Raw genomic sequence first — 17,829 nt, 5'->3', positions numbered from 1 at the left:
GACATACCGTCTCAAGGGCGATTATCCGCCGGAAAGCCTTACCCCTTATACCCCAGCTCGCGGCTGATGGTGCGGGTGACTTCCTTCACATAGCCTTTCAGCGTCTCCAGACGTGCATCGTCCATGTACTGGGCCGCGCTGGAAATCGAAATCGCCGCGATGATCTTGCCCGACAAATCGCGGATCGGCGCCGACACACATCGGATACGGTCTTCGTTTTCATCCATGTCGAGCGCGTAGCCGCCTTCGCGATACGTCTTCATGATGTCGAGCCAGCCCTTGAGGTCGTAGCGGTAGTTGGGGAATTCCCGCGCCTCACGGTTATAGACTTCGCGCAACTTGTCCTCGTCCTCATCCAGCAGCAGAGCCTTACCCAGCCCGGTCGGCCGCAGGTACTGGCGCTCGCCGATCACGCAACGCACCTCGATACGGCGCGTGCCCGGAATCTTGTCGATATAATGGACCTGATGACCGTCCAGCACGCCGAGATTGATCGTATCGCCGGTATCGGCCGCCAGCCTCACCAGATGGTCGTGCGACACGCGCGTAAGTGTGATCTGTTGCGACGCCGCGTGACCCAGTTCGAGCAACCGCGTCCCCAGCGCATAACCCTCGCGCTGGGTGAAGGACAGAAAGCCGTACTCAACCAGCGTCGACGCCAGACGGTGCACGGTGGACTTATTCAACCCCAGGGATTTGGAAATCTTGGGCAGGGTGTTATCGCCCTTGGCCACGCGTCCCAGCACGTCGAGACCGCGCATCAGGGTCAACGCCCCGGCGATTCCCTTTTCCTTCTCGGCGCCCGCCTCGGCCAAGTCCTCGACCTCTGCCCCAAAGGCTTCATTTTCCTGTGTTTTTACTCGCGCCAATTCAGGCATCTCCGGTCACGGACAATCTGTATGTAATCTAAAGCGCATTGCGGCGGGTGGGAAGCCTTTTCGGCTTTGGTACGACAAAAAGATGAGACGGTCGTCCCAAGATTGCAAGCGCTCCACAGTCAAACCTGATACGCGCCGAAATCAAACCTCCCTTTCACCTTCGGACCCGCCTGACTTTCACAAGGAATAGCCCGCATATCTGAATTTTATTGGCGAAATAACTTCTGTCAGCAAAACAAAATCCGGCCTTTGCCGCCGTGCGCAAACCCGCTATCCCACTCCCGGCAGACTACATTGCCACGATCGTCCAAAAGGGGAAACCTCATGAAACTGCTGCGTTTTGGCCAACCGGGTCAGGAAAAGCCCGGCCTGCTCGATAGCGAAGGCCGCATCCGCGACCTGTCCGGCGTCATCGCCGACATCACCGGGTCAACGATTTCCGATGAAGCGCTGGCCAAACTAGCGGCCCTAGATCCGGCCTCGCTCCCGCTGGCCCCCGAAGGCGTCCGTTACGGCCCGTGCGTCGCCGGCGTCGGCAAGTTCCTGTGCATTGGCCTTAACTATGCCGACCACGCGGCCGAATCGAACCTGCCCATCCCCGAAGAACCCGTCCTGTTCACCAAGACCACGTCCTCCATCATCGGCCCGAACGACGAGGTGAAGAAGCCGCGCGGCTCGACCAAGATGGACTGGGAAGTCGAACTGGGCATCATCATCGGCAAGACGGCCTCCTACGTATCGGAAGCCGAGGCCGAGGCCTGCATCGCTGGCTATTGCACCATCAACGACGTCTCCGAACGCGCCTTTCAGCTCGATCGCGGCGGCACCTGGGATAAGGGCAAGGGCTGCGACACCTTCGGTCCCATCGGCCCCTGGCTGGTCACCCGCGACGAGGTCGGCGACCCGACCAATCTCAAAATGTGGCTGAGCGTCAACGGCAAGACCTATCAGGACGGCTCGACCGCCACCATGATCTTCAAGCCGGCCTTCATCGTCTCCTACCTGTCGCAGTTCATGAGCCTGCATCCGGGCGATGTCATTTCGACCGGTACGCCGCCGGGTGTCGGCCTGGGCCAGAAGCCGCCGGTCTATCTGGAGGTCGGCGACGTGATGGAACTGGGCATCGAAGGCCTCGGCACCCAGAAGCAGACTGTCATCGCGGCCTGAGCCTGGCTTAAAAGACCGATTTGCAACGCCGGTCCGCTCTGCGGATCGGCGTTTTGTTTGCAAAATAACCTAGACTGCGATCTAGGTTATTGGCTATAAAGGGTCATGCCGACACTGCTGACCCTGCGGAATATCCGCATCGCCATCTATACAAACGATCATCCGCCCCCGCATGTCCATGCGCTGAAGGGCAATGAGGCTGAAGCGCGCTTCCGGCTAAACGGCTCGCAAGGCCCCGTGGAACTCTGGGACCACGAAGGGTTCAAACTAAGCGAACTGAATGAAATCGGTGCCCTGATCGCGGAGAACCTCGAAGCGATCTGCGAGAAATGGAGTGAGATTCATGGGTGAGTTCAAGCCTGTCACAACCCGAACCTTCGAAAAGACCAGGCGTCGGCCGAACACCGCCTTCCGCGCCGCAAGCGCGCGATACGACGCCGGGGCTGATCAGCTTGTCGTGCAACTGACGAATGGGGCGTCCGCCGGATTTCCGCTGACCTCCATTCAGGGCCTGGAGGCGGCGACGCCCGAGGATCTGAAGCGGATCGAGGTGCAGGGGCGCGGTTATGGTTTGCACGTCCCGCTGCTCGACGCCGATATCTCCGTGTCGCGTCTGTTTCTGGACGTGCTGGGCTCCAACGTCATGAGCCGGGCCGAACGTCGTGCAACGGCCAGCCGGGCGAATGGCGCCAAGGGTGGCCGTCCAAAAGCCAGCCCACAAGCCTTATAGACTCTCTCGCTCAGATCCCAGCCGGATCGTCAAATCCGCATGGCGCGGCATGTCCTCCAGGATATGCCGCGTCAGCCGTTCATAATGGGCGATGAAACGCGTCAGGGCAGAGGCGTCCATAAGGCCTGATGTATCACGCCCCTCGGTGTGCAATTTCCGGCGCAACGCCTCTTCCTGTTGGGTGCGCCAACCCTGCACCACCTCGAAACCCGGCGCGGCCAGAAGGATCAGCCGATCCAGCCGGGCGAACAGATCGGCATAGGGCCCGGCCAATTGTTGATTCGCATAACGCCGCCAAAGCCCGTCAGGGTCTTCATCGCGCTCAAGCGCATTGACGGGTTCAACCAAAGCCTGATCGCCTTGCGGCCAAGCCCCCACGCACCAGCCTTCGAACAGGATCAGGTCCGGCGCGGCGATCTGAGGCCAGTCTTTACGCGGTAGGGGTTTGTCAGTGGCTTTATCGAAACGCGGCAGCGCCAACCTCACCCCGGCTTTCAGTGCATCGAACACTGCAACCCCCAGCGTCACGTCGTGCGTGCCGGGAACGCCGCGCGTGGCGAACAGCGGATGCACCTGAACGGGCCGCGTTTGCGGCGGCAGGTAGAGATCGTCCAACGACAGAACGGCGACGGTCAGCCCTTGCGCTGAAAAATGCACCCGCACCGCCTCGGCAATCGTTGATTTTCCACAGCCCTGCGCCCCGCACAGGCCGATCAGACGGGCGCCCTCGTTACGCCAGCGTCGAACCGCCTCAATAACGATTTGAGCGGCTGAGATTTCAGGCGATCCGGTCAATCAATTCTTTCCCGGCGAAGAAGCGGTCGAGATTGTAGGCCGCGCGCAGGCCCATATTGTCGCGCGTTTCGCGCGTCGCCGACCCCAGATGCGGCAGCAGCACGACATTATCGAGCGGCAGAAGGTCCGGATGCACCTGCGGTTCGCGCTCATAGACGTCGAGCCCCGCAGCCCAGATCGTTCCGGCCTTCATGGCGGCGGCCAGGTCCGCCTCGTTGACGACCGATCCGCGCGCCGTATTGATCAGGATGGCGCTCGGCTTCATCAGGCCCAGCAAGCGGGCATCGACCCTATGCCGCGTGGCGTCACCGCCCGGCGTATGCAGCGACAGCACATCGGATTCGGCGACCAGCGCATCGAGCGAGTCCACATAACGCGCGCCCAGTTGCGCCTCAATCTCCGGCGCGACCCGGTTGCGACTATGATAGGCGATCTTCAGGCCCAGCGCGGTCTTCGCCTTATGCGCCGTTGCCTGACCGATGCGCCCGAACCCGACCAGACCCAGCGTCTTGCCGTTCAGGCTCTGCCCCAGAAACTGCGTCGGCTTCCAGCCGTTCCAGCGCCCGTCGCGCAAACCTCTTTCCGCCTCTGAAGCGCGACGACTGGTCATCAAGATTAGCAGCAAGGCGATCTCCGCGGTCGCCTCGGTCAGGACATCAGGCGTATTGGAGACGCTGATCCCTGCCGCCCTCGCCGCGTCAATGTCGATATGCTCGAACCCGGCGCCGAAATTGGCGATCATCCGCACCCGCGTGGCGGGGCGCAAAATATCCGCCGTCAGTTTATCCGTGACCGTCGGGCACAAGGCGTCGTACTCACCCATGGCCGCGATCAATTGCGCCTGCGTCAGCGGCACACCGGTCTCGTTCACCGTCACGTCGTAACGCGTCTTGAGATAATCGAACGCGCCTTCGGGCCAGGGACGGGTAAGGAGGATTTTGGGGCGGGACATGCAGGCTCCTGTGCCGGATCGCCCTGTTGTCCCCCTCCCCTGCGCCGAAATCAATGCGGAAAAAGGTCAGTCTCACGACACACGCCGTGCCTAACGCATGGCGCAACCGATCATGACCTGGTAGGTGCCGCTTTGCGGATCGGGCCTGTAGCTATCCACCCACAGGGTTTCGCCCTCTTCTGCCCGTGCACAAGCCTTGTCGGTCTTGGCCTTAAGCGCGACGTTTTCGATTTTGCCCTGCCAGCCCCGCTCTTGGATACATCTTTGATCCCCACAGCGCATCACCACCTCCATCGACACAAAGGGGCGCGTATCATTCTTGACGTCCATCTGCAGCAGCATAAAACGCGCGCGGGCTGGAAGGTTGACGGCTGGCAGCGTCATCTTGCCGTTCACATACCAGCAGCGGTCCTGATCAGCGATCAGGTCCGGGTGATCTTCACGCGTCAGCAACAGGCACACCTGAAACGGCGTGGTTGTGGTCACGCTGAGGCGAGAATGACCCTGCGTGAGGGGGACATAGGTGTCCCAAACATTTTTCGTCGTGCATTGACCGCTTTCATCGCACCACGTCACCGGTCGTGCCTCCGATCCGGCATATTGCGCCAGAGCCGGAACAGAAACCACTGACGCCAGCATGAATGACGTTGCAAACAGACCTGCGCGAAGAAACCCCATTCCATCCCCCTCTTGCTTTCACTGAGCCGTGACGATCAAAGCATCAACCAAAGACCGAAACAAGTCGATGTTTTAGCCCTGCCGATTGGGTCCTTCATATCCTAAAACCCACTCAAAACTGTTTTACCTATGCCGCTCCCCGTCTCGACCTGCTCGTGCACACGGATCAGATTGGCGGCCGTGACCGGGCCGGCGTCCTGCGTCAGAGTGGTGATCAGTTCGCCGCGATCGACCATCGCCGCCACGGCGTTGAGCAGCCTATGCTGTTCGATCATGTCCGGCGTCTGAAAGGCGGCGCGAGTAAACATGAACTCCCAACTCAGAGTGACGCTCTTGCGCTTGAACGGCACGATGTCGAAGGTGTCGGGATCGTCGATCAGCGCGATATGACCCTGCGGTTTGATGGCCTCTTTCAAAGCCTCATAATGCCGGTCGCTGGCCGTCAGGCTGGCAATGAGATCGACCTGCGGAATACCGATGCGCTTCAGTTCTTCGTGCAAGGGGAATCGATGATTGATAACCGCGTTCGCCCCCATCTTTTCAACCCATTGGACAGTTTCCGGTCGCGAAGCCGTGGCAATAACGGTGAGGTTGGTCAGACGTCTGGCGATCTGAATCAATATTGACCCCACGCCCCCTGCCCCACCGATTACCAGCAGGGTTTGCGGCGCGGCGGAAGCGTCGCGTAAGACCCGCAAACGCTCGAACAATATCTCCCATGCGGTGATGGCCGTCAGGGGCAGGGCCGCCGCTTCGGCAAAGCTCAGACTCCTGGGCTTATGGCCGACAATGCGTTCGTCGACGGCGTGAAACTCGGCGTTTGTGCCTGACCGCATGATGTCACCGGCGTAAAACACCTCATCACCGGGCCTGAACAGAGCGACGTCCGAACCGACCGACTCAACGACCCCGGCGGCGTCGAATCCCAGCACGCGCGGTTGACCATCGGGGGGCGCTGCGAAGCGTCTCAGTTTGGTATCGGCAGGATTAACCGACATGGCTTCGACCCTGACGATCAGATCGCGAGGTCCGGCGAAGGGCTTGGGCAAGTCGAGATCACGCAGGACGGCGGCAGGACCGGTTTCGCTATAGCCAATGGCTTTCATCTGAGGCTCCTTATCATCAAAGGGACGATGATCGCCATATAGTCCATTCACGCAGACTGAAAATGCCCATTATGGTATAATATTCATGCAAAAATGAATAGATTAGAGCCGTGACGGCACGGTTTGCGTCACATAATCGATCAGCGCCCGCAGCCGGGCCATGGGCTTCAGATCGGCATGATATGCCAGAAACACCTCCCGACCGGGCGCCTCTTCGCCCAGATCGACCGGCACCAGACCCAGGGGGCGGGCGACAAGGGCCGGCAAAACCGCCAGGCCCCGCCCAGCGACGGCGGCCATGGCCTGAAGATCGCGGCTGTTGGAGCGGAATCCCGGAGCGGCCCCCGGCAGAAGCCTTTGCAGCCACACGACATCGCTCAGATGCCCGAAGGCTTCGTCCATTAAAATCAACCGATGATTTTCGCCGTCATCGGGTTCCGGCAAACCGTGACGGTTGAGATAAGAGGCCGAGGCGTAAAGCCCATAACCAATCTCCGTCAGCTTGCGCTGCACGGCATTACCGTCAGTAAATCCACCGAAGCGAAACACCAGATCGGCCTCGCGCCGATCGAGATCCAGCGCCCGCGTTTCCACGACCGCCTCTATCACCACCTGCGGATGAGCCGCCATAAAGCCCTCGAACACGGGCATCAGTACATGATTGAAAAACCATTCGGAAGCCGACACCCGGATCACCCCCGATAGGGCCTGCTGAGCCCCCGTCAGGCGCCGTGACAGGGCCAGAACCTCATCTTCCATAGCCCTGGCGTGCCCGGCCACCGTCAGACCCAATCCCGTGGCCACCAGACCCCGCGTTGTGCGCTGGAACAAACGCTCCCCCAAAGCCGCCTCCGCCGCCTCCAGACGCCGCCCCATAGTCGGCTGACTGAGGTTCAAGGTCTTGCCGGCGGCGGACAGGGTGCCTTCGCGGTGGATGGCCAGCACCAGTCGCAGGTCGTCCCACGACAGCTCCGAAGCTATGTTCATCCGATTTTGAATAGATTTTGGCAAAAACAAAGCCCCAATCACCAATGGTGAATGGAACTTATCTGGTTCTGATCCGAAGACAAGGGTAGAGACGATACGGCTGAGGGGGCCCGCCGTACCGTCTCTCTACAACCGCACCTTACGCACGCAGCGCGGTCGAAGTGGGTGGGATCAGGCGGCGCGCACGGTCGCCAGGAACTGATCCATTTCATGTCGCAGCCGCTCCGCCTGCTGGGCAAGTTCGCCCGAAGAGGTAAGTACCTGCGCAGCCGCATCGCCGGTCTGGTTTGACGCTTGCGCTACACCGGTAATGTTGATCGTCACCTCCTGCGTCCCCAGGGACGCCTGATTGACAGCCTGTATGATCTCCTGCGTCGCCGCCGATTGTTGCTCCACCGCCGCCGAAATCATCGTATTGGTGGCGTCGATATTTTGAATCGTGGACGTAATGTTACGGAAGGCCGCCGCGGCCTTACCGGTTGACTCCTGTATCTGAGCGATACGCGCCGAGATATCGGTCGTGGCCTTGGCGGTTTGTCCGGCCAGCGCCTTGACCTCCGACGCCACCACGGCGAAGCCTTTGCCCGCCTCACCGGCGCGCGCCGACTCAATGGTGGCGTTCAGCGCCAGAAGATTGGTCTGTCCCGCCAGGCCGGCAATCAGATCGACGATGCCGTTAATGGAGGTGGCCACCTCGCTCAGTTCGTTCACGACTTCGGAAGCGGCGTCGGCCTGCGACACGGCGTCTCGCGACGTCTGGGCCGAGGACGCGACCTGACGCCCGATTTCGCTGACCGACGCGCCCATTTCTTCCGCCGCCGAGGCCACGGAGGTGACGTTGGTCCCGGCCTCTTCCGCGGCCGACGAAACCGCAACGGACTGAGCCGCGGTTTCCTGCGCCGTCGCGGTGAGTTGCGCGGCGGACGCCTGCATTTCCGTCGCGGCCGCCGACACCATGGAGACGACCTGCCCCACCGACGCTTCAAAATCGTCGGCCAGTTTCAGCATCGCCTGACGGCGGTCCTCTTCAGCGCGTTTTTTAAGCGCTTCGGCTTCGCTGCGCAGGGCCTCGGCCTCGAACAGCCCCTGCCGGAACCCCTCCAGCCCCTGCGCCATCAGACCGATTTCATCGCCGCGCGTCTGACCATCGATCTTGAGGTCCAGCGCCCCCTTCGCCACCTGCGACATCTGATCGGTAAGCCGACGCAGAGAGCGAACGATATCACCGAAGGCGATATAGGCGGCGAGGCCGGTAATCAGGGCGACCACAACCACGGAAAGGATCAGGCCCTTCAGCGCATCTGAATGAATTTTCTCCCCCAACGTCTCCACGATGGCGTCGTTTTCTTTCTGGCGGGTATCCACGGTGTTGCGGATATCGGTTGTGAGTTGGGCGACCGTCTCGGCCTGGGCGGCCAGTTCGGGCGCGAGCGCCTGGGTGTCATTGGCGCGGGCAAGGTCAAGGTGCCGGGTTCTGATCTCGTGGGAAAGGGCGTCAAAGCGCACCTTCAGCGGCTCGAATTCCGCCTTGTATTCGGGCGCAAACCGGATCAGATCGGCATAGCGTTGCGTGAAGCGTTCATTCGCCAGCTTGACCTGTTCTTCGTAGATGTCACAGGCCTTGCTGGGGCAGGACTGAAACGCCAGACCATTGATAGCGCCCTGAATGGCATAGACATTCTGGTTCATACGCGCCCCAGACAAGAGAGCGGCGTCATATGAGCTTATAACCTTATCATAGGCCTTTTCCGCCTCCATGATGTTGGCGTTCTGCCACACAGTCATGCCGATGGCCGACAGGCCGAACGCAAGGATAATGGCCAGAATCTTGGTACCGATTTTGATATCCGACAGTTTCATACGCGTCTCCCGCCCGACGGCGGTATCGGCCGCCGCATTTTATACCTGATGCCTGATGCCGAGTGTTATTAAGCGGTCGTCAACCATCGAAAAACATTGCTATCCGATTTTGGGACCTATTCGTTGCGCAATGATTAATGGTGCATGGTCGCGTCTTTAAAAAAGATGCTTTCTGATTAGTGTATCAAACCGATCCTCAAAGCGTCCGCCACGGCCTGAGTGCGATTACGCACCTGCATCTTGCGCGACAGGGATTTGAAATAGGTGTCGACGGTCTCAGCGCTCAGGGCGAGCCGACTGGCGATTTCAGAACTGCTGTGTCCCCGCGACGCCAGTTCCAGACATGCCAACTCCTTATCCGTAAGGCCTATCTGCGCATTGAAGCGGGTAAGGACAGGGGCCTGCATCGCCGCGTGCAACCGTGAGGCCACCCATTTTAAGAGTTGGCGTTCGGCCGCCGAAAAGGGCCTGGCGCGGGCAAACGTCGCCGCCCCATAAAGCTCTCCCTGTTCATTCCAGAAGGAAAAGACGAGGCGTGGCGGCAGAAGATAGGTCTCCATCAACTGCGACAGTCGCCTCGCGGCAGGGGTGCCTGTGACGGTATCCGGCAATTCATCCCAGGCGGCATCCGGCGCTTCAGAAGTGAGGGCGGCTATCAGAGGATCCGTTTGGATGAAGCCTTCCCGGCTATAGGTCGCCAGCATATCGAGGGGCATGTCGGTGGACAGTAGAATGCCCGACCCCGCCCGGCACCCGTCCAGGTCCACCCCACTGAAACAATAGGCGTCGAAGGGCGCAAACGCCCGGATGGTCTCGATTATGGCTCCGTCAAAGGCCGGATCGCTTTCCCTGAGAACCGATAGCTCATCAAGCGCGAACTCACGCGCCGCCAAAAGCCGGGACCGGACATAGCTGGGCATGGCTGCACCTCCTGAGGGACTGGCTTAGGGCGATTGCGTGACGGTGTGAAGCCATCCATCATTAGGGTTAACGTGATATTTACCTCTTGGCGCGATTGAAGCTTTAAGGGTAAATTTCCCTTACATTTCATTCAACGGCTTTCGGTAACATCAAAATGAACGCAAATCATTGGAATAATGAGGGGTTTGATGCTCTTCACCTGGCCGAAGCCGAGCGAATCACACAACTGGCTCAGGCCGGTGAGCAGATGGTCGAGCGTTTGCGCCGCACCGCCTTCCTGCCTGGCGCTACCAAGGCGCTGAATGTGCGTCTGGGCATCGCCGAGGCCGCTGAACTCCTGGGCTGCTCCACCAATCGCATCCGCATGGCCGAACAGGATGGTCGCCTGCCCCTGCCGCCCGAAAGCGATACCGGCCGGCGTCTCGGCTACGACATACCGGCCCTGCTCAACATGCGTCAGGTGCTGGGGGCCTCGCCACGCCGCTCGCCCGAAGACCCGCCGGCCATCATCACCGTGCAGAACTTCAAGGGTGGCGTCGGCAAATCGACCGTCACCACGCACCTTGCCCATTATCTCGCCGTTCAGGGCTATCGCGTGCTGGTCGTCGATTGCGACAGTCAGGCCACCACCACGACCCTGTTCGGATTCAATCCGCACTTCGCCATCCGGCGCGAAGAGACCCTCTATCCCTATCTGTCGATCGAGCCGACCGAGGACAGCCTGCACTATGCGGTCAAGTCGACCATCTGGCCCAATGTCGACCTCATCCCGTCGAACCTGCAAATGTTCGACGTCGAGTATGAACTGGCGGCAGCCGGTTCGGGTGGCGGCGGCACCCTCGCCTCGCGCTTCCGCAAATTGAAACAAGGCTTAAACGAACTGGCGCAGGATTACGACGTTGTTCTGCTCGACCCGCCCCCGGCGCTGGGCACCATCTCGCTGGCCGTCATGCAGGCCGCCAATGCGCTGCTGGTGCCGCTGGCGGCAACCACGCCGGACTTCTGTTCGACCGTGCAGTTTCTGTCTATGATGTCGCAGGTGATCAATCAGCTTCAGGAAGCCGGCATTCAGGTCGAATACGACTTCTGCCGCCTGATCTGCTCGAAGTTCAATTCCAACGACCCCAGCCACGCCATGATCCAGCGCATCATGGAACAGGCCTTCGGTCCGGCGCTTCTACCTATCCCCATACTGGAGTCCGCCGAAATCAGCCATGCGGCGCTGCGCATGATGACGGTCTACGAGCTGGAAAAGCCTGTGGGGACACCGAAAACGCACAAGCGCTGCCGCAACAATATCGACGAAGCCATGGGCCAGATCGAAAAACTTATCCGCCTGCGCTGGGGCCGGGTGGATAATGAGAAGGGCGCGGCGCTGACCGCCGCCTTGTAAGGAGACATCATGTCCAAACGCCAGTCCGATTACCTCTCCGCCCTTCTCAACGATGCGCTGGCTGAAAGTGCGCCTGCACCTGCAGCCCCCTCGCCGGCGCCCGGCGCCCCTGCCCCCGCCTCGGTGCGCTCGGCCAACACGCTTCTGGCCCGCGAATCCGCTCTGGCCCGCGTCGCCAATGGCGAGGTCAGGCAGGTCACCCAGCTTCTGCTCGATCCGGCGCGCGTGCGCATCTGGAGCGGCAATCCGCGCCATCAAGAGTCGCTCAACGAAGCCAATTGCCGCGAACTGATCGACTCTATTCTCGCCGAAGGCGGTCAGAAGGTGCCGGCCGTCGTCCGTCGCGTCGATAACGATCCCGACCACGATTACGAAGTCATTGCCGGTTCGCGTCGTCACTGGGCCATCTCCTGGCTGCGCGCCAACAACTATCCGGACATGATGTTCCTGGCGCAGGTCTATGCACTGGACGACGAGTCGGCCTTCCGCATCTCCGACATCGAAAATCGCGCGCGCAAGGACGTTTCGGACTTCGAGCGCGCCCGCACCTATCTCGCCGCGCTCGATCAGCACTATGGCGGCAAGCAGGTGCGTATGGCCGAGCGTCTGCGCCTGTCGAAGGGCTGGCTATCGAAAATGCTCAGCGTCGGCGCCCTGCCCGACTGGGCCGTCGCCGCCTTTGCCAGCCCCGCCGATATTCAACTCGCCACCTGCTACCCGCTGGCACAGCGCATCCAGACGCTGGAGGCCGCCAACGACGTCGAGCTTCTACCGCTGATGAAGTACGCCGCTGAAGAACTGGCAAAAATGCAGGCAAGTTTCCGTGGCGGTCCGTCCGTACCCGCAGCCGAGGTAGTACGTCAGCTTCTGACCGTCGATGCGCCCTCAGCGTCCGAAGACCGCAGTCTGATCACCCTCCCCGCCCCCTCCGGCCGCCCGGCGCTCAGCGTCATGTCGTCGAACCGCAACGGCGTCTCGCTCCGCCTCCATGCCGGTTCCGGGGCGTCGCCGCGCGAACTGACCGACCTCTTCCGCAAGGCGCTGGAAGCGCTGGACAAGCAGGGCAAGGGGCTGCGCTAGAGGAGGTTTCCTTGAGGAAACTTTTGGGTTTGGGGCCTGTGGCCCCAAGTCTTTACACCTTTAAGATTCGTGGGGCCGCAGGCCCCACACCCCGATACTCACCTCTTTCTGAGAATCGGTTTATGAAAAAGTTTCTTTGAGGAAACTTCCGTCGATCCGCTCCTGACCTCGTAGATTTATGGCCGAAGACAAGTCCGAACAGATCGATCTCTTCCTGCCCTATCTGGCCGATCTGAGCCTGCGCGATCAGCGCGAGATGATGGAGCGGCCCTTCTTCAGTCTCGCCAAGTCCAAGCGTCTCAAGCCCATCGATTACACCTCGCCCGACGGTAAGGTCTGGGTCCACGTCTCGGCCAATCCCGACTACGGCATGGCGACCATCTGGGACGCCGACATCCTCATCTATTGCGCCAGCGTGCTCAACGATTTGAAGCAGCGCCGGGTCAACGAGATCCCGCGCACGCTGAAGATCATGCCCTACGATCTGCTGCGCTCGATCGGCCGCCCAATCTCCGGGCGCTCCTACGAATTGCTGGGACAGGCGCTGGATAGGCTGCAATCGACCACGGTCAAGACCAATATCCGCTCGGACCTGCGCCGCGAAGCCACCTTCTCCTGGCTCGATAACTGGAGCCAGTTGGTCGATGAAAAGACCGAGCGCTCACGCGGCCTGAGCCTTTCGCTGTCGAGCTGGTTCTACGACGGTGTGCTGATGAATGGCGGCGTCCTGTCGATTGATCGGGCCTATTTCGACATCACCGGCGGCCGCGAACGCTGGCTGTACAAGGTCGCCCGCAAACATGCCGGTGGGGCAGGCGAGGGCGGTTTCGCCATCGCCCTGCCGACCCTGTTCGAGAAGTCCGGGGCCGAAGGCCAGTACCGCCGCTTCAAGTTCGAAATGGCCGCCATCGTCCGCCGCAACGACCTGCCCGGCTACGACCTCAGCCTCATCGAAGCCGCCACCTCACGCGAACCTCTGCTGCAAATGGTCCGCCGCGACCTCGCTGCCACGCCGATAGAAGTCATCAAACCCGCCCCGAAGGCAAAGCCCGTCTCCGCCAACGAAGAGCCCCGCGGCTATATCAGCGAGGACACGCTGGAGCATCTGCGCAAGCACTATCGCGGCTGGGACTTCCACGCCCTGCATTCGGACTTCCGCGGTTGGCTGGCCGAAAGCGCCGACCGCGCGCCGGACCGCTATCAGAGCGCCTTTATCGGCTTCGTGAAGCGTTATCACGAGAAGAACCGCCATCAGTTGCGGGCCTAGTTCATCGTGAAAAGAGGAAGAACGCAGGGGCCGCAGGCCCCTGCACCCCGATACTCTCCATGTGCGTATAATTTCGGGCGAAGCCCCTTAATCCATTTCACCGCGCATTGTCGGCACCGATTGAAGCGCCCGGTTATGGGGTGCAGGGGCCTGCGGCCCCTGCGTCTTTACGCTTTCTGATTTTCGTTCTTTATCTATCCCCGCGACAAAAGCGTTCCTGAAGTGACGAATCACCTCGCACCTTTGCCGACCTGTCCCCGCAAAAGCCGCGCAAAAAGCGAATCTATTGACACAATGGGAATCGGTTTGAATGAGTTTGGCGGGGCCTTCGGCCAAATTGATTCAATTTCAGAGCCTGTGCACCGGAGTTTCGATACTTCGGGAACGGCCTTCGGCACATCGGGAACAATCCCCTGACACTTCAGGAACGCTGCCTTTGACACTTCGGGAACGAGGACGCGACACAACGGGAACGAAGGTCTATCAGAGAAATCTGATTTGTTTGCGGATTTCGGTCTTTGGTAGAGCCTTAACTCTGTAACTTAAGACTCTTAAACCCCTCTAACGGCCTTAGAGATTTTAGATATTTTGAGAGGGACTCAAAGGTTTTGATCGAGCCTAGGGCGCGTTGAGTGAAACGGGCCAGACCAGCGGATGACGACCCACCAGAATACCCCTGCACATATAAGGCCTGAACCGAGCGCAAAACCGAGCTGCGGCAAATAGTGTTGACCTGTAGCCAGTTCAAGAATCGCATCAATGACGGACTGAGTAGATACGCTCCCGAAAAACAGAACCCACAGTATGGTTCCGGCGAGGCTGCCTCCGACGAGATAACCGAGGATGGAGCGCTGTTTTAACGCCTTCATGAGGAAGTGCCAGGGGAGGCCGAAAAGGAAAAGGGCGGTCCATGCGAAAAGATAGGCGGGAACAAACAGGCTTAAGAGAAACGAAGGTTCCCTCAACGCCGCCGAGGTGAAAAAGGGCAGGGGAAGCGGAGCCAAGAGAAAGGCCAACAGAACCCGCCCAGTCTCGCCCCAGCCCTTGGTTTGTTGATCTGCCATTGGTCCTCCCGCGTCCCGTTAGGATGAAGATACCAGACTTCTCCGGTACGCATAGCTGCCCAAACGATTTCGTCGTGTCGCGCCCTTTGACAGGGCGGGGGAGGGCGGTTAGATAATTGTACGACATAATAACAACGGGAGCCCGACCATGAGCGACGATCACAGCCATCTTTCGCGCCGCTTTTTCATCGGCTCGGCAGCGGCGGCGGGGTTAGGGGCGCCGGGTCTGGCGCAGGCGGCAACGCCTCAGATCGTCAATCCCGTTGTGCCGCAGCGCGCCGATCCGCAGATTCTGAAGCACGTCGATGGCTATTATTATTTCATGGCGACGGTGCCGGAATATGATCGTCTGGTTATTCGCCGCTCGAAGACGCTTGGCGGACTGACGGCGGCCGAAGAGGTGGTGGTGTGGCGGCGTCCGACCGAAGGCAAGATGGGCGGCTATATCTGGGCGCCGGAATTGCACCATTTCCAGGGTCAGTGGCGTCTGTATTTCGGGGCAGGGGACAAGGGTGAGCCGTTCCGCGTCCGCACCTACGTCATCTCGACGGCGGAGGCCAATCCGCTGACGGCGAAGTGGAACGCGCCGGTTCAGGTTCAGATGCCGTGGGACACCTTCAATCTCGACGCCAGCCTGTTCGAGCACAAGGGCGTCACCTACATGATATGGGCGCAGAAGGAACCGGGTATCGACACCAATTCGAATCTGTACATAGCGCCTCTGGCGACGGCGACGACCTTTGCCAGGACGCCGGTGCGGCTGACCATCCCGACCTATGACTGGGAGACGGTGAAGTACAAGGTCGCGGAAGGCCCGGCGGTGCTGATCCGTAACGGTCGCGTCTTCCTGACCTACTCGGCGTCGGCGACGGACCATAACTATTGCCTGGGGCTTCTGACGGCCAAGGACGACGCCGACCTGATGGACCCGGCTGCGTGGACCAAATCGCCCGTACCGGTCTTCGTCAGCTCGGAAACAAACAATATCTGGGGGCCGGGGCACAATGGCTTCACGGTCGACGGAAATGGCCGCGATGTCATCGTCTATCACGCGCGCGACTACAAGGAGATCAAGGGCAACTCGCTGTTCGACCCGAACCGCCACACGCGTATCCAATATTTCCGCTATCGCAAGGACGGAACGCCGGATTTCGGCGAGCCGGTCAAGGTTGGGCCGCACAAGCGCTGAAAAATTGATTCAAAATCAGAGTCTTAGGGTTTGAGATGGCTTGCCTTGCGCCACCTGTCGTGTCGAGCCGCTCAGGCGGCCTCTGAGCGCCCTTCGTTTGATTTTCCGATATGTAGTGCCAAAAACGTAAAAAGCCGCTCACAGAGCTTTCTAAGTGGCTTTACGTTGATGGGGTCGATTTTGAAATTCTCAGCGCCAAAGTATCGCGTCAAACTGAGGGAGAAGAGGCAGGACCGTGGGCAACGGGGCAATTGTACACGGTCCTGCAGTCATCCCGGCCTGCAACCTCCCGGGAGCCAACCGGACAGTCTTCCGCCGAGGACGGCAGAACGGCCAACCCGTAAGAGTAGCGCCACGTTTTAAATATCGACGTTAGGTGAATTGAATGTTAACGCGATAGTATATACCGAATTCGCGGTATGCGGGAATGGGCGTTTCACGCCTTTCAAGACGTAGGGACGGGTAGACCCCACCCCGTATGCACTTTGTCATGTTCGAAAAACACGCTGTAGCGAACATATTTCGCATTTCATGTTAATTAAATGAATTTTTAATAACATGTTACGTGTAACATGTTAAAATAGACACCATGCTGGTTCAAAGCTACGCCATTCCCGATTTGCCGCCACCTGTCGAACTGGAGACTGTGCGCGTCTATAGGGCGCTGACTATGGCCAGCCGTGCCTTGGCCGATCTAAAAGGGCAGGCGAGGACTATCCCCAATCAAGGCATACTGATCGACACGCTGGCCTTGCAGGAAGCGAAGGCTTCATCCGAAATCGAGAATATCGTCACCACTCAGGATGAGCTGTTTCAGGCCGACCTCTTTCCCGACGACCCGCAATCTCCCGCCGCCAAGGAGGTAGCGCTTTATCGGGATGCCGTACGGTTGGGCCATGAGCGCTTGCGCCGGACAAACGGCCTCATCACCAACGCTGTCCTGATCGAGATGTTCCGATTACTCAAGCGACGAGACGACAGTTTCCGTGTCATGCCGGGTACCGCGTTGAGGAATGAAACGACCGGTGAAACTGTCTTTGTACCGCCGCAGGATGGGCAGGCGATTTTACATCACATGCGGGCACTGGAGCGGTTCATCAATGATGACGAACTGTCGCCCCTTGATCCGTTAATCAAAATGGCGCTGATTCATCATCAGTTTGAAAGCATCCACCCCTTTCCTGATGGGAATGGACGGATCGGTCGGATACTGAATGTGCTTTATCTGACGCGGACGGGCCTTCTGGATATTCCGATCCTCTATCTGTCACGGCATATTACCAGGCATAAGAGCGACTATTATCGCCTGCTCCAAGCGGTGCGCGACGACGGCGCATGGGAAGACTGGGTCGTTTTCATGCTTGAAGCCGTGGCGCAAACCTCTGTTACCACTGTGCGCCTGGTCGAAGGTATCCGCGATCAAATGGCCAGTGCAAAGCATCAGATGCGCGACAAATTGCCGAAGCTTTACAGCCAGGATTTGCTGAACAATCTGTTTCGTCACCCCTACACGCGGATTGAGTACGTTCAGAACGATCTGAACGTGACCCGCCAGACGGCGGCGCGCTACCTCGATACGCTGGCTGAGCAAGGCTTTGTGGAGAAACACCGGTCAGGCAAAAGCAACTACTACATCAATACAAAACTGGTACGGTTGTTCCTTGAAGTGTCGGAAGGTTAGGACACAGGGGATGCCCTCCTGATGGTGAGCGCAAACGTTAAGACCGGCGTCTGCTACCAAGATAGGAGGGGGCTTCGTCCG

Annotated in this window: 17 protein-coding genes; 8 read left to right on the top strand and 9 right to left on the bottom strand. The window is 59.6% G+C overall.

What is annotated here, in order from left to right:
• Positions 1 to 38 precede the first annotated feature (38 nt).
• Positions 39 to 878, bottom strand: coding sequence for an IclR family transcriptional regulator (locus LH365_RS18220; protein WP_226746342.1), 840 nt, complete (start codon positions 876 to 878; stop codon positions 39 to 41).
• 324 nt (positions 879 to 1,202) lie between these two features.
• Here LH365_RS18220 and LH365_RS18215 point away from each other — a divergent pair, with 324 nt between their 5' ends.
• From LH365_RS18215 to LH365_RS18205, 3 genes are all read left to right on the top strand, one after another.
• Complete coding sequence (locus LH365_RS18215; protein WP_226746341.1) at positions 1,203 to 2,045, top strand: fumarylacetoacetate hydrolase family protein; 843 nt, start codon at positions 1,203 to 1,205, stop codon at positions 2,043 to 2,045.
• A gap of 105 nt (positions 2,046 to 2,150) precedes the next feature.
• The gene (locus LH365_RS18210; RefSeq protein ID WP_226746340.1) at positions 2,151 to 2,396 is read left to right on the top strand and encodes a DUF4160 domain-containing protein; all 246 of its coding nucleotides are present in this window, start codon (positions 2,151 to 2,153) and stop codon (positions 2,394 to 2,396) included.
• Positions 2,389 to 2,775, top strand: a complete 387-nt coding sequence (locus LH365_RS18205; RefSeq protein WP_226746339.1) for a DUF2442 domain-containing protein — start codon at positions 2,389 to 2,391, stop codon at positions 2,773 to 2,775. Before LH365_RS18210 ends, LH365_RS18205 begins: the two co-directional genes overlap by 8 nt.
• On the opposite strand, the gene LH365_RS18200 is transcribed toward LH365_RS18205, so the two are convergent.
• The 7 genes from LH365_RS18200 to LH365_RS18170 all read right to left on the bottom strand — a co-directional run bounded on the left by LH365_RS18200 (position 2,770) and on the right by LH365_RS18170 (position 10,073).
• Positions 2,770 to 3,570, bottom strand: coding sequence for a kinase (locus LH365_RS18200; RefSeq protein ID WP_226746338.1), 801 nt, complete (start codon positions 3,568 to 3,570; stop codon positions 2,770 to 2,772). The genes LH365_RS18205 and LH365_RS18200 overlap by 6 nt on opposite strands.
• Positions 3,554 to 4,522, bottom strand: coding sequence for a D-glycerate dehydrogenase (locus LH365_RS18195; protein WP_226746337.1), 969 nt, complete (start codon positions 4,520 to 4,522; stop codon positions 3,554 to 3,556). The genes LH365_RS18200 and LH365_RS18195 overlap by 17 nt, the downstream gene beginning before the upstream one ends.
• A 90-nt stretch (positions 4,523 to 4,612) precedes the next feature.
• Complete coding sequence (locus LH365_RS18190) at positions 4,613 to 5,200, bottom strand: hypothetical protein (protein WP_226746336.1); 588 nt, start codon at positions 5,198 to 5,200, stop codon at positions 4,613 to 4,615.
• Between the two features lie 101 nt (positions 5,201 to 5,301).
• Positions 5,302 to 6,306, bottom strand: coding sequence for a zinc-binding alcohol dehydrogenase family protein (locus LH365_RS18185; protein WP_226746335.1), 1,005 nt, complete (start codon positions 6,304 to 6,306; stop codon positions 5,302 to 5,304).
• Positions 6,307 to 6,408: 102 nt separating this feature from the next.
• The gene (locus LH365_RS18180; protein WP_226746395.1) at positions 6,409 to 7,275 is read right to left on the bottom strand and encodes a LysR family transcriptional regulator; all 867 of its coding nucleotides are present in this window, start codon (positions 7,273 to 7,275) and stop codon (positions 6,409 to 6,411) included.
• 189 nt (positions 7,276 to 7,464) lie between these two features.
• Positions 7,465 to 9,153 carry a methyl-accepting chemotaxis protein gene (locus LH365_RS18175; RefSeq protein WP_226746334.1) on the bottom strand — a complete coding sequence of 563 codons (1,689 nt, stop codon included), beginning with the start codon at positions 9,151 to 9,153 and terminating at the stop codon, positions 7,465 to 7,467.
• 176 nt (positions 9,154 to 9,329) lie between these two features.
• Entirely contained in the window at positions 9,330 to 10,073 is a 744-nt protein-coding gene (locus tag LH365_RS18170; protein ID WP_226746333.1) for a LuxR family transcriptional regulator, read from the bottom strand.
• A 248-nt stretch (positions 10,074 to 10,321) separates the two neighbouring features.
• On the opposite strand from LH365_RS18170, the gene LH365_RS18165 reads away from it, so the two are divergent.
• From LH365_RS18165 to LH365_RS18155, 3 genes are all read left to right on the top strand, one after another.
• On the top strand, positions 10,322 to 11,467 hold the full coding sequence (locus LH365_RS18165) for an AAA family ATPase (RefSeq protein WP_226746394.1): 1,146 nt from the start codon (positions 10,322 to 10,324) through the stop codon (positions 11,465 to 11,467).
• 9 nt (positions 11,468 to 11,476) lie between these two features.
• The gene (locus LH365_RS18160; RefSeq protein ID WP_226746332.1) at positions 11,477 to 12,547 is read left to right on the top strand and encodes a ParB/RepB/Spo0J family partition protein; all 1,071 of its coding nucleotides are present in this window, start codon (positions 11,477 to 11,479) and stop codon (positions 12,545 to 12,547) included.
• Between the two features lie 178 nt (positions 12,548 to 12,725).
• On the top strand, positions 12,726 to 13,814 hold the full coding sequence (locus LH365_RS18155) for a replication initiator protein A (RefSeq protein WP_226746331.1): 1,089 nt from the start codon (positions 12,726 to 12,728) through the stop codon (positions 13,812 to 13,814).
• Between the two features lie 599 nt (positions 13,815 to 14,413).
• On the opposite strand, the gene LH365_RS18150 is transcribed toward LH365_RS18155, so the two are convergent.
• Positions 14,414 to 14,878, bottom strand: coding sequence for a hypothetical protein (locus tag LH365_RS18150; RefSeq protein ID WP_226746330.1), 465 nt, complete (start codon positions 14,876 to 14,878; stop codon positions 14,414 to 14,416).
• Positions 14,879 to 15,026: 148 nt separating this feature from the next.
• On the opposite strand from LH365_RS18150, the gene LH365_RS18145 reads away from it, so the two are divergent.
• A complete protein-coding gene (locus tag LH365_RS18145) occupies positions 15,027 to 16,067 on the top strand; it encodes a family 43 glycosylhydrolase (RefSeq protein ID WP_226746329.1) in 1,041 nt (346 codons plus the stop codon).
• A 589-nt stretch (positions 16,068 to 16,656) separates the two neighbouring features.
• Positions 16,657 to 17,748, top strand: a complete 1,092-nt coding sequence (locus LH365_RS18140) for a Fic family protein (RefSeq protein WP_226746328.1) — start codon at positions 16,657 to 16,659, stop codon at positions 17,746 to 17,748.
• Positions 17,749 to 17,829 lie beyond the last annotated feature (81 nt).

It is taken from the genome of Asticcacaulis sp. AND118 (genome assembly GCF_020535245.1).
GTDB lineage: Bacteria > Pseudomonadota > Alphaproteobacteria > Caulobacterales > Caulobacteraceae > Asticcacaulis.
The sequence above is the reverse complement of the archived record's forward strand: the minus strand, read 5'-3'. Positions and strand labels throughout refer to the sequence as shown.